14 protein-coding genes are annotated in these 12,532 nt (G+C 39.2%); 1 reads left to right on the forward strand and 13 read right to left on the reverse strand.

What is annotated here, in order from left to right:
* Positions 1–54 precede the first annotated feature (54 nt).
* The 4 genes from FEZ08_RS02710 to FEZ08_RS02725 all read right to left on the reverse strand — a co-directional run bounded on the left by FEZ08_RS02710 (position 55) and on the right by FEZ08_RS02725 (position 4,239).
* On the reverse strand, positions 55–2,247 hold the full coding sequence (locus tag FEZ08_RS02710; protein WP_138190181.1) for a DNA topoisomerase III: 2,193 nt from the start codon (positions 2,245–2,247) through the stop codon (positions 55–57).
* Positions 2,248–2,367: 120 nt separating this feature from the next.
* Positions 2,368–3,000 (reverse strand): ABC-2 transporter permease, encoded by a 633-nt coding sequence (locus FEZ08_RS02715; RefSeq protein WP_138190182.1) that lies wholly within the window; start codon positions 2,998–3,000, stop codon positions 2,368–2,370.
* Positions 3,000–3,863: an ABC transporter ATP-binding protein gene (locus tag FEZ08_RS02720; protein WP_138190183.1), complete on the reverse strand. Its 864-nt coding sequence runs from the start codon at positions 3,861–3,863 to the stop codon at positions 3,000–3,002. The genes FEZ08_RS02715 and FEZ08_RS02720 overlap by 1 nt, the downstream gene beginning before the upstream one ends.
* Position 3,864: 1 nt before the next feature.
* Complete coding sequence (locus FEZ08_RS02725) at positions 3,865–4,239, reverse strand: GntR family transcriptional regulator (RefSeq protein ID WP_138190184.1); 375 nt, start codon at positions 4,237–4,239, stop codon at positions 3,865–3,867.
* A gap of 159 nt (positions 4,240–4,398) precedes the next feature.
* Here FEZ08_RS02725 and FEZ08_RS02730 point away from each other — a divergent pair, with 159 nt between their 5' ends.
* Complete coding sequence (locus tag FEZ08_RS02730) at positions 4,399–4,698, forward strand: hypothetical protein (protein WP_138190185.1); 300 nt, start codon at positions 4,399–4,401, stop codon at positions 4,696–4,698.
* Positions 4,699–4,711: 13 nt separating this feature from the next.
* Here the strand turns inward: FEZ08_RS02730 and FEZ08_RS02735 are convergent, their stop codons facing one another.
* From FEZ08_RS02735 to FEZ08_RS02775, 9 genes are all read right to left on the reverse strand, one after another.
* Positions 4,712–5,032, reverse strand: a complete 321-nt coding sequence (locus FEZ08_RS02735; RefSeq protein ID WP_138190186.1) for a hypothetical protein — start codon at positions 5,030–5,032, stop codon at positions 4,712–4,714.
* A gap of 52 nt (positions 5,033–5,084) precedes the next feature.
* Complete coding sequence (locus FEZ08_RS02740; protein ID WP_138190187.1) at positions 5,085–5,798, reverse strand: AAA family ATPase; 714 nt, start codon at positions 5,796–5,798, stop codon at positions 5,085–5,087.
* Positions 5,799–6,072: 274 nt separating this feature from the next.
* The gene (gene pepF, locus FEZ08_RS02745; protein WP_138190188.1) at positions 6,073–7,869 is read right to left on the reverse strand and encodes an oligoendopeptidase F; all 1,797 of its coding nucleotides are present in this window, start codon (positions 7,867–7,869) and stop codon (positions 6,073–6,075) included.
* Positions 7,870–7,993: 124 nt separating this feature from the next.
* Positions 7,994–8,389 (reverse strand): DUF3592 domain-containing protein, encoded by a 396-nt coding sequence (locus tag FEZ08_RS02750; protein WP_138190189.1) that lies wholly within the window; start codon positions 8,387–8,389, stop codon positions 7,994–7,996.
* 100 nt (positions 8,390–8,489) lie between these two features.
* Positions 8,490–9,947 carry a leucine-rich repeat domain-containing protein gene (locus FEZ08_RS02755; protein ID WP_138190190.1) on the reverse strand — a complete coding sequence of 486 codons (1,458 nt, stop codon included), beginning with the start codon at positions 9,945–9,947 and terminating at the stop codon, positions 8,490–8,492.
* A gap of 443 nt (positions 9,948–10,390) precedes the next feature.
* On the reverse strand, positions 10,391–10,642 hold the full coding sequence (locus FEZ08_RS02760; protein ID WP_138190191.1) for a TfoX/Sxy family protein: 252 nt from the start codon (positions 10,640–10,642) through the stop codon (positions 10,391–10,393).
* A 2-nt stretch (positions 10,643–10,644) separates the two neighbouring features.
* Positions 10,645–10,893 (reverse strand): zinc ribbon domain-containing protein, encoded by a 249-nt coding sequence (locus FEZ08_RS02765; protein ID WP_138190192.1) that lies wholly within the window; start codon positions 10,891–10,893, stop codon positions 10,645–10,647.
* 12 nt (positions 10,894–10,905) lie between these two features.
* Positions 10,906–11,496, reverse strand: a complete 591-nt coding sequence (locus tag FEZ08_RS02770; RefSeq protein ID WP_138190193.1) for a TetR/AcrR family transcriptional regulator — start codon at positions 11,494–11,496, stop codon at positions 10,906–10,908.
* Positions 11,497–11,594: 98 nt separating this feature from the next.
* Positions 11,595–12,503 carry a hypothetical protein gene (locus tag FEZ08_RS02775; RefSeq protein ID WP_138190194.1) on the reverse strand — a complete coding sequence of 303 codons (909 nt, stop codon included), beginning with the start codon at positions 12,501–12,503 and terminating at the stop codon, positions 11,595–11,597.
* Positions 12,504–12,532 lie beyond the last annotated feature (29 nt).

Here is a 12,532-nt window from a genome sequence, read left to right on the forward strand (position 1 = left end):
GGAAAATCCCTGCGGTTTGAGCCCCTGCGCAAGCGCGGCACTCAAACCCAAATATCATTCTTCATCATTTTTCAAAGCCGCAAAAGCTTTAGCAAAAGGATTATCATCCTTTGGCGGCTCAGCCTTCTTGCTCTTCTGCAAGTACTTCTGCACTTCACCTTTAGAAGCCGACTTCTTGCTCTGCTCGCTATTGCGCCGTTTTTCAAACGCCGACAATTTTTCGCGATAACCGCACTTACATACAAAGATGCGACCATCACCCTCACCAAACAATTCCAGCTTTTTATGGCATTCCGGACAACGCGCATTGGTTAATTGCGATACCCGCTGGCGATTGCCGCATTCGCGGTCAGAACACACCAGCATCTTCCCTTTTTTACCATTTACTTCCAGCATCGGCTTACCACAATCAGGACACATTTTGCCGCTGATATTCTGATGCTTAAAGTTTTTATCCGAACGCTTAATCTCACTCACTAAAGTTTGTGCGTATTCACGAATATCGCGAATAAAAACATCTTTTGATAATTTACCTTCAGCAATTTCAGCGAGTTTCTGCTCCCACTGTGCTGTTAATAACGGCGATGTTAATTGCTGTGGTGCTAAGTCAAGTAATTGCCGGCCCTTAGGGGTAATGCGAATGCTTTGCCCCTGGTGCTCAATAACAAACGATGAAAATAGTTTTTCAATAATATCAGCACGTGTTGCCACTGTACCAATACCACCCGCTTGTTCCAACTGACTTATCAAGTTTTTATCATTGCTGTTCATATATTTTGCCGGCCGCTCCATCGCACTGAGTAATGTTGCCTCGGTAAAATATGCCGACGGTTTGGTTGTCCCTCTCGTCTCTAACAGAATAACCGGCTTCAACTCGCGCCCAATTTGTAATTCTGGCAGATTTTGTGTTGCATCTTTATTTTCATCATCAAGCTCCAAACCACTATAAGCTTGCTTCCATCCCAGCGCAAGCACGCGTTGGCCGCGAGCGGTAAAAAGCTCCTCACCAATGGTTGCCTGCATACTGGTTTCTTCATACTCATATGGTGGTAGCAGAACTGCTAGAAAGCGACGAACAACTAAATCGTAAACTTTACGTTCACGATCGCTCAGTGCTGCCAGATTCACCGGTTCTTCAGTTGGAATAATAGCGTGGTGATCGGAAACTTTGGCATTATTTACAAAGCTGCCGCCTTTAATCGGCTTAGCAAGAATTTGTTGCGCCAGTTTTGCGTACTGCGCTTTGCCGCAGCTGCGCAAACGATCTTTCAACGTTGGCACGATATCATCGCTGATGTAGCGCGAATCAGTCCGCGGATATGTAAGCACTTTGTGGTGTTCGTAAAGCGATTGCATGACTGATAAAGTTTCTTTAGCTGAAAAACCGAATTTTTTATTGGCATCCCGCTGTAACTCAGTAAGATCATACAGGTTGGCAGCAAAGGTTTTCTTCGCCTTCTTATCAACTTTTTGGATAATCAGCGGTAGACCATTTAACTTTTTAAGCAAACTACTAATACGTTCAGCATCAAAACTTTGCGTACTTTTAGTTTTGCTATCCTGCCAGGTAAACAATACTTGCTCGGCTTTTGCCTGTAACCCAAAATAATTCTTAGGTTCAAATGCTTTTATCTCATCTTCACGAGCAGCAATCATTGCCAAAGTCGGCGTTTGCACTCGCCCGCTTGATAATTGGGCATTGTACTTTGTGGTTAATGCTCTTGTCGCATTCATACCTACCAGCCAGTCCGCTTCACTGCGGGCAACTGCTGACATATAAAGCGGTTCATATTTTCGACCATCCTGTAAATGGTTGAAGCCATCTTTGATTGCTTTATCAGTAACTGATGAAATCCACAATCGTTTAATTGGCTTCTTGACCTTAGCTTGCTCAATAATCCAGCGTGCTACCAGTTCGCCCTCGCGTCCGGCATCAGTTGCAATAATAATACTGTCAACATCATTACGTTTCAATTGACTTGCTACAGCATGATATTGCTTTGTCGTTTGTTTAATAACTACCAAACGCATATCTTTAGGCAACATTGGTAAATCTTCCAGCTTCCATTGCTGATATTTCTTATCATAACTTTCAGGGTCAGCAAGTGTCACTAAATGGCCAAGTGCCCAAGTAACGATATATTGTTTGCCTTCTAAAAAGCCATTTCCCTTTTGATTACATCCCAGCACCCGGGCAATATCCCGAGCAACTGAAGGCTTTTCTGCCAGCACAACTGCCTTTGCCATCTATGCAACCTCCTTAACTACAAATTTGATTCCACATTATTATACGCTATTTTCATTTTTTTTCCTAGTGATTGAAGGAAAAAAAGCAGCCGTCGGCAACGGCTGCTTTTTCAAATTTTCCTACAAAGTCCGGTGTTGGTAAATCTTGAGTGAAATCACCAATGAGATTGCGGTTATAAGTGCGGCGATAACTAGGCCACCAATACCAAAAATCAGTGGATCAACCTGTAAACTGAAAATCATATCCAAAATCCAGTAAAGATTGAAGTATTTAAAGATAACTGCGCCAAGCATGCCAATAGCAAAAATGACAGCTGCAGTTGCATACATAATCGGAATACATTTCGCATAACCGAATTTGAAATACAGCGGCAAACAAGCAGCAACATAAATAACGTAAAGCGTTGTTAATAACATATAGCCAACAAGACCAATGCTTGTCCGCGGCATTATCATTGAAAGCAAATAATGACAGACAACATCAATAAGCGTGCATACCAGAAAAATACCAATTGCAGTGAGATAACGTCCGACTACTACATTGCTTTTACTGACCGCCGCAAAGTTCAGCACACTTACACCTTTATCCTCATTCTGAAACGGATAAAAAGCCAAAATAATTGGTATTATAACATACAATGCACCTAAATTAGTTGCCTCATAAATGATAAAAATAAAAGCAAAAACCATAAGCACACGCCGGTTAGTAAATGACATACTATCAACCAACATACTTTTTCCAATCGTTTTCATTATACATGCACCCCTCGCTTTTCACGTTCATAGAAGACAATAATTGCATCTAGATCAGCAGTATCAATAACAAACGAAGCATCAAACAAATGCATATCTTTAGCCGCAATCATCGCCTCAAAACCAAATTTATTTTTTCTAATACCAATACAAGCCTTTGTCTGTTCGGCATTCATAATCTCAGCCTCACCCTTTACCACACAGAACTCTTCCTGTAAAGCAAAGGCTTCTTTAGAGAACACAATTGCTCCATCATCAATAAAAGTAATATAGTCAGCAGTTTTTTCCAAATCAGAAGTAATATGTGTAGAATACAGCACGCTATGCTCACCATCAGCAATATACTCCTGCATAAGTCCCAGTAAAGTATCGCGCATCACCGGATCCAAACCACTGGTCGGTTCATCTAAAATTAAAATCCGCGTATCACGGCTGAGTACTGCTGCTAACATTACCTTCATTTTCATACCGCGGGAAAAATCCTTTAAAATTTTATCGTCCGGTAATTGAAATTGTGCTATATAATGCTGAAACCTCTGCTCATCCCAAGACTGATGCAGATGTTTCATTAAGAAGTTAATATCTTTAACAGTCCAAGCCTCAGAGAAAATTGATGTATCCGATACAAAACCAATAGCTTCCTTTGCTGAAATTTCAGCTTTAGCAGTATCATGGCCAAATACTTCAATAGTGCCGCTATCAACTTGTAAGGTATTCATTATTGCCTTAATCGTCGTCGACTTACCGGCACCGTTTAAACCGACCAATCCCATTATATAGCCTTGCGGTAATGAAAAACTCACATCATTAAGCGCAAAACCTTTTAATTGTTTATTCACATTCGTTAATTGCAAAGCATCCATATCAATACTCCTCCTTCATTAATAATTGAATTGCTTCAAGAAACTCCTCTTCACTTAAACCGGCCAGGCGTGCATATTTTATTGCTTCGCTGATTGCCGCTTCCGTTTTAAAACGGAAATCCTCAACCACTCGCGCCTGATCCAAAGTTACAAAGTAACCCTTTCCCGGTGCTGCCTTAGCAAGCCCCTGAGCCTCAAGTTCAGCATATGCCCGTTGTGTAGTAATAACACTCACCTTTAATTGCGTTGCTAATTGCCGGATTGAGGGCAACATCTCACCATCCGCCAAAACACCAGTCACTATTGCCTCACGTAATTGTTCCTGAATCTGATCATAAATCGGCATCCCGGAAGTATTTGAGATAATAATTTTCATACCATCATTCCTTTTTCTGTCACTACTGTTTATATACATTATATACAGTTATCCAAAAAATGTCAAATAAAAAAGCGTTTATCGCAACTAGACGCTTTAAGAAAGAACAAAATATAGTATAATACATATAATTAAAACGCTGAGGAAGGATTATATAAGATGAAAATAATAACTGTTTGTGGCAGCTTAAAATTTAAAAACAAAATTATGCAAATTACTGAACAAATGACATTACAAGGTAATTGCATGTTAAGTATTATCTATCCAACAATTCAAACCATTCACACATATAATAAAGCTGATAAAGACTTATTTGGGGACATGCACAAAGAAAGAATTCGATTATCAGATGCTATTTTGGTTGTTAATATTGATAATTATATTGGCGAAAGTACTCAAAGTGAAATTGAGTTTGCCCAAAGTCTGGGCAAAGAAGTTATTTACTTTACAGACTTATAAAAAAAAGCGTTCATCATGAATGAACGCTTTTTAAATTTTCCTCATCATACCGCGCAAGCAGCAATGGTAATCCTTTTAAAATCCAGAAATCACCACAAACTTGTCCGCTAGACATACCACCGTGACTAAAGTCGGCAACATGAACATTCACTCCGGTATGCAACGGCTCGCCAATCAACATTTCCGCAGCATCAAACAACGCCTCTAAAAACTCGGCAAGATACTCAGGCACTCCCTGTTCAGCAAAAAACATATACAATTGCCGCCATAAATATGGGTCACCACGCAATCCCCACTGCTGTGGTTCGGGATAAAACAACTTTTCAGCTTCCATAAACCAGTCACCTACCTTATTTCATTATAACATGACAATCTATTATGAAAAATCAATCTAACCCAATCACATTTCTTCGATATTCTTGACTCTCTAAATACCGTTTGTACAACATCGCTAGAACTGAATCTTCAAACTTTATCGCTTCTACACCGTTATCAATCGACATCTCATAAACTCTTGCATACTCATATCCAGCAATTAATGGTGAGTGTGTTGCAATAATAAACTGACAATTTTGCATTTCGGCAAGTTCATGCATTAAGTTTAAAAATACAAATTGTGAGGCTGGAGATAATGCCGCCTCTGGCTCATCTAAAATATATATCCCATCTTTAACAAAATAACGCTGAAGTAATTTCAATACGCCTTCACCATGTGAACACTGATGCATACTGTAATTTTCATCATCTTCAAAATATTCATGTAACTTAGTTTCTAATGTGTATAAGGTTTCTGAACGCAAGAAAAAACCATCCTTCGGAATGAATAACTTTGATAATACAATATCTTTATACAACTCAGAATGAGAATCGTAAGTAGAAAACATAACATTTTTATTGCCACCTTCTGGATTGAATCCAAGCGAAATAGCAATTGCTTCAATTAACGTTGATTTACCAACACCATTTTCTCCTATGAAAATCGTAACTGCTTTATCAAAAACAATATTATTAAGGTTCTTAACAACAGGTAAATTAAACGGAAATTTTTTAAAATCAATACTATTGTCACCTCTTATTGAAACTCCCTTTACATAAATCACATTACTCCTCCTAAATCACGTTCAATTCTACCTTTATTATATCTGATTATTTTCTTGAATAAAAGCAAAACCCGGTCGGGAGCAAATGGCCCGACCGGGTTTATTATTCATAAAAAAGGATATACTCAAAATCATTTTTTGGTTCAATAAATGCTTTAGTTGAACCAAGTTTAAATGATAAGTCATTAATTGTTGCTGGTGCGTAGTACGCTAAAACAATCCTCTCCTTAAAAATTAAATAAGCCGGTCGGGAGCGAGCCCGCCGGCTTATCAGCTATTTCAATAATGCTTCCAGTTCATCCAAACGCTCTTTAAACACTGCCAATGCTTCAATAACCGGCTCACTGGTTGTCATATCAACACCAGCTTTTTTCAGCACTTCAATAGGAAAGTCTGAACTACCAGCTTTCAGGAATCCTAAATAGGCATCCACCGCCGCTGGCCCTTCGTGCAAGATTTTTGCGCTCAAAGCGGAAGCTGCACTAAATCCAGTAGCATACTGATATACATAGTAATTCATATAAAAGTGAGGAATACGTGCCCATTCAAAGCCTATAGCATCATCATAAGTCATGGCTTCACCATAATACTTTTTATTTAATGCAAAGTAATTCTCTGTTAAAAATTCAGCTGTTAACGCCGTTCCCTCTTGATCTGCTTTATGGATTAAGTGCTCAAATTCAGCAAATTGAGTTTGTCTGAAAATCGTACCCTTTACGCCATCAAGATAATGATTGATGATAAAAGCACGAATGCTTTTATCATCATATTTTTTCAACAAATAATCAGTCAGTAAATTTTCATTGGTTGTTGAAGCGACTTCGGCAAGGAAAATACTGTAATCACCATAAATGAACGGTTGATTTTTACGTGTATAATAACTATGCAGACTATGACCCAATTCATGTGCCAAAGTGAAAACATTATCCAAAGTATCTTGCCAGTTCAGCAATATATATGGATTTGTACTATATACTCCTGATGAATAAGCACCACTGCGCTTACCAACGTTTTCCAAAACATCAATCCAGCGGCTAGCAAAAGCTTCTTTGAGAATAGCTTGATATTCAGCACCAAGTGGCGCCAATGCTTCAATAACAATCTCCTGCGCTTCTTCATAAGTAAACTTTAAATCAACATCGGCAACAACCGGTGTATATAAATCATACATCCGTAAATCATCAAGTCCCAACATTTTTTGACGTACACCAACATAACGATGCAATAAATCAATGCGCTCATTGACAGCGGCAATCAATGCTTCATGGACTGTTTCAGGAATATGATTATTAAACAAGGCTGCGTGGCGTGCTGATTCAAAGCCACGCACCCGTGCACTGAAATTGCTCTTCTTTATTTGTCCGGAAATTGTTGTTGCAAAAGTATTTTGCAACGCTTGATACGCGGCATAAACGCCATTGAAAGCCGCGCGACGTACGTCGCGGTTGGCACTTTCAAGGAAGGTGCCGTAACGGCCATGAGTAATTTCAACTTCCTGACCATCTTCACCAATAATAGTAGGAAACTTCATATCAGCATTATTCAACATCATGTAAGTATTGCTCGAGGCACCAAACACTTCGCTGGCCCCGGCAAGCAATGCCTCTTCCTTATCGCTCAAAGTGTATGGCCGCCCCATCGTCACTTCTTCAAGCAAATGGCGATATAATGCTAAATCGGCATTCTCATTTATAAATGCTTCTAAACGATCCGGTTCAATTGCTAAAATTTCCGGACTTAAAAAGGCCATACTGCTGGCAGCGCTTGAATACAAACTTCCAGCTCTGGCATCAAACCCCTGATACACACTATTGGTTGTATCCTGATCATTTTTCAAACTGGCGTACACATACACCTTGCCAAGACGATCAAATAACTCATCTTGATAGCGCAATACCGCCAATAATTGTTCGCTACCTTGATTCAATGTTCCGACAAATTCGGCTGCTTTTTCAATGAAGGTTTGCAAAGCCGCAAATTCATGCTCCCAGTCCTCGTCGGTCTTAAAAATAGTTGTCAAATCCCAAGTCAGCGTAACCGGAACCTGATCACGCGTTAATAATTCACTCATTAGCGTTCCTCCTTTAGTTTATATGGTTTTTATTGTAGCACACTTTCATTTTATTTGTGAGAAAATCGCAATAAAAGCCATGCCCTTTGAAAGGGCATGGCTTTTTCTAAATCTGAGCAGTCATTTATTTCTTTTTTTCTATCAAATAAAAACTAATCGGCCGCGTCTCACTTTGGATAACAATATGATGCGGCGTATCAGGAATATAACGAATTTCAACCATACTGCCTGGCATGTGAGCAAAAGCAAAATCCTGCATTTCCAAAATATCAATCCAGTTTGAAGTATATTGATAGCGAACTGTTTTGCCATCCAATTCATACTCAAGATCAATAAATAATTGAATCGTATTATTGCTCTCATCTGGTAAATACGAGTGCCGATCATGAACCAATGCCTGACAAATCTGACCGCCAGTGGCAATCTCATTCATCCGCCGCTTCCCCTGTATATTTAAAATAACCATAACCGCAACTGCAATAACCACAACTGCAACCAACAGTAAAACTGCCATATCCACGATGACCACTCCTTCCTACATACTATATCATTTTTATGAAGAAATGGGAACGATGATGAAAAAGAATCTACCAAGATAGATTATTTTTACGATTATTCAATTACTCAACTTTTCTTTTTGATGCAATTATAGCAGTAACCAGAGCAGCTGCAACTAATACTGAACCTACAAGCAAGTATTCATAGACTGTTTGACCTGTTTGCGGTAATTCAGTATTGCCACCTCCATTACCATTGGAATTATTCTCACTGCTGTTTTCGTCCGGGCCTGTTACAAAGGAACCAATTTCAAAATAGGTTGTATATAGTACCGGATCCAAGCGACCACCTGTGCCATTGGCAACTAAAGTGTATACTCCTGATTGCGTTAAATCAGCACCATCAATAATTAATTGTCCATCTTGCAGTGTAGGCATAACATTTATTTCTATTCCATCAGGCTGAGTCAGAATATAAGAAAATGTCATTCCATAATCAACAAATTGATTATACGCAGGATATGCAGCAAAACTATAATCGGTTTCTAAAGGACCAACCGAAGTTAGATTCAAAGCACTTGTTTGATTAGAAAATCGAACAAGTGTAGGAGTTGAAGCATTTCTCGCCACTATATAGTCATACACTTCTTTTGGCAGCGAAGTTAACTTATTGTTATATAAAGGCATATTCCATAGTGTTTTAGATTGTGCGATTCCGCTCGAAACACTGGTTAATTCATTGTTATCCAATAGTAACTGGAATAATCTAGGCATAGTGCCAATACTTGCTGGCACTTCACCATTGAAACGATTACCTGACATACCAATAGTCACGGCATTAGACCACTCACTAATCCAATCAGGAATTGGTCCGCTTAACTGGTTCCAAGAAACCAAAAATGTGGATATTTTTGCTAAATTTCTTAATTCGTCAGGCAATTCACCAGTCAACTTATTTGAAGATAAATCTAAGTTAGTAAGACTGTTAAGATTGCCAATCTCGGCTGGTATTGCACCAGTAAGCTGATTAGTGTTTAAATCAAGAAGCTCCAGTTTTTTTAAATTGCCAATATTAGTTGGAATTGAACCTGTGAACTTATTTTTGGCCAATCTAAGGTCAATCACCGTTGTTAGATTTCCAATTTCTGTTGGAATAACACCGGATAAACCGTTGTTAGATAACGAAAGTTTTTCAATGCTTAACATATTGCCAATTTCAGCAGGGATTTCGCCAGTCAATTTATTTCCATATAGATCTATCGTTGATATATTGATAAAGTTTTCAATTCCATTAAGTGTCCCGGCAATATTTTTTTCTCGCAAAATTATTTCCCCGGTTGCTGCCTGAGCTTCATCAACGCTAATAAATCCATCACCATCTAAATCAAATTCTGGATACAGTAATAAAATCGCATCATGCAATTCCACACTACCAGACCCAAATGCCCAATCTACCGGTGCTTCAACCGGATTACTAGTCGCCTGAACCGTTATTGGACTGTTTGTATTTACAAGAATATTTGCAAAAATGAAGGTAGATACAAATAATATGGCCCCTACAGCATTCTTGATTTTCATCATAATTATTCCCCCCTGTTTATTTAATGAAAAATATACCAACTTATAATAGCATAGCTTTACCAGTTTTAATGATTTTCTTATAAAAAAACATTTTTCACTTTTCAATCACACTACTATGTATTTTTCTTTTGACGGAATAATCCAACAGAGCTACTCAAAAACACCAATAAAACAAATAAAAAGACCAGAGTTAACCCACTCTGATCTTTCTGCATATCTGATTGCCAAGCACATATATTGGCGAATTTTGAATGATTCTGCTCCGTGTCTCATGGTCACGTATTTTAGATACGCTCCCACTCGATACTCACAGAATAATCCAAACTTCACTCAATCTATGCGCTTGGTTGATTCAATTGACAACTGAGCCGAAGTCTCAGTTGTTTAGCATGCAAAGCATGCTCATTTTGTGAAAAACAGGAAACCCAAACAAGCAAAAGCTGCTATAAACTATTAAAAAAACTTTTCAACTCCTGCTTCTTTACCGCCGGCAAACTATGCCAGCGAACCCCTTCAATTGCACCTTCGAGCGCATACAACATATCCAAACATGCACCAGGATCGCGCAAACGCACTGCTAAAAAAGCATCCATACTCCCCGTAGCAATCAGTTTTTCCGGTGTATCAATGCCGACATCAATCAACCGCGTTGCAGCAACCTTCCCAATATTGGTCATCGCCATCAACTCATTCATTGCTATTCACCCTCTCTATGCTTCCATGCCGGCAGCTCTGCAAGCTGCCCAGCTGCCACTTTACGAGCAACTGCTCGCTCCAGCCCTTGGGTTGCCATAACAAACTCAGTCATCCCATCCAGCTTTTCCTCATAACTCTGCATACTGCCATCAGCACGAGCACAATATCTGCAATAATCCTTGTTCTCATCACCCATCGCAAAATCTTCCTTCGCACGCATCGGCATACCACACGCAATACACGTTTTCATCAAAATCGCCTCCTAAATTTGAATTAATAACATAAAATGATTGAGCAACTTCTCTTTATAGGTCAAAAGTAGATTTGCTTGCCGACCCACCTCGGCAAACAAATCACCATTCATCAAATAATAATGAACTAACCCTAACCAAGTATTAAACAACAAAGCCTGTTCCAGCTGCTTCACGGTTCCGTCCTGCATTTGCTCACAATAAACCAACCAGATGTAATTAGAAATTGCCGACTGCATTCCCAGAAAGCGTAATTGCGCTTGCTCAGGTAAATGAGTCCGTTCTATAATCAATTGCCGATATAAACACTCAAACTGAATCAAGATATCCAAATGAATACCAAGGATGCCGGCAACATCACCATTAAAGCCTTGCATCTGTTCATATAAACGATCACATTCATGGCACAATTTATCGACCACAGCATATATCAGCTCATCACGGCTGGCAAAATGAACAAATACTGTTCCTTTTGCCACTCCGGCAGCTTTGGCAATATCATCAATAGTTGTCAACAAAAAACCGCGTTCAGCAAATAATTGCTCAGCCGTTGCTAAGATATTCTGTCTGGTTTGTTGTTTTTGCAATTCGCGTTTATTCATAATGACCTCCAAGTCAATGACTATATAGTCATTATAATATTATTTATTGTAACTGTCAATAAAAAATCCATGCTTTTTAACATGGATTTTTTATCTTCTTATTCAATTAAACCAAAATGTTTGAATTTAGTTACCCGTTGCACGCTTACTACCCCGCGCCATATTTGGGTTACATATTGAGCCTCGTTGCTTTCTTCACCCCAAGAGAAATTGGGTTGCCAATATCCTTCCGGATGCAATGTTTCTATCCAGTTAGTAAAATTCTTTTCTACTCCCGCTTCAACTGCCGAATACCAAAGCGAATTTGGTTTATCCACAAAATCCAGCGGCTTTGCTACATACCCTTCCCATGTAGCTGAATCAAAACTAGTTGTTTGATGAATCAATGTTTGCAGCTTAACAACGACTGCATCAGTAATCATTGGCGAGTTTATCGCTAATAAATGCTCAACCATGAATTGCAGACAAAATAAATCATGTTCAAAAGCAACTTCTGCTTGCATTAAAAATGCTAATGCACGCTCAGCTTCACGCAACCCTAAATCCTGCTGTGTCGCATTCCCATATATTATCAGTACCGCTGCCGCAACTGCTCCGGGATTAGGCCGATATTCAGTTGCCGACTGGTATTGCCACCATGGCGCATGCGGATATGTTTCAACAATGTTTGGCACTTGCTCCCAGGTCATTGGTCGTTGCTCATCAGCAGTATTTTCAAAATATGCTAAAAGCTGCGCCAGCCAAGGAGCATCTTGCAAAAGACCATACTCATCGGCAATAAATAATGCCTCCGCACTTGCAGTTGCTGATGATTCCGGCATAGTAATATCAGGTTCAAGCCCGTTACCAAACCCACCATCAGCATTTTGATACTTCAGCAATTCTGCTAAAACTAAATTTGCTTCAGCATTCCGCATCATAACTTGCCACTTCGCTTTTTCAAGCGGTCGGCCATATTCCATAATCCACATCTCAATTGCATCTACTTGTTCTTGATATAACTTCATGTTTTCCAACTCCTTGCCTCTAGTATACA

It is taken from the genome of Culicoidibacter larvae (assembly GCF_005771635.1).
Taxonomy (GTDB): Bacteria; Bacillota_I; Bacilli_A; order Culicoidibacterales; family Culicoidibacteraceae; genus Culicoidibacter; species Culicoidibacter larvae.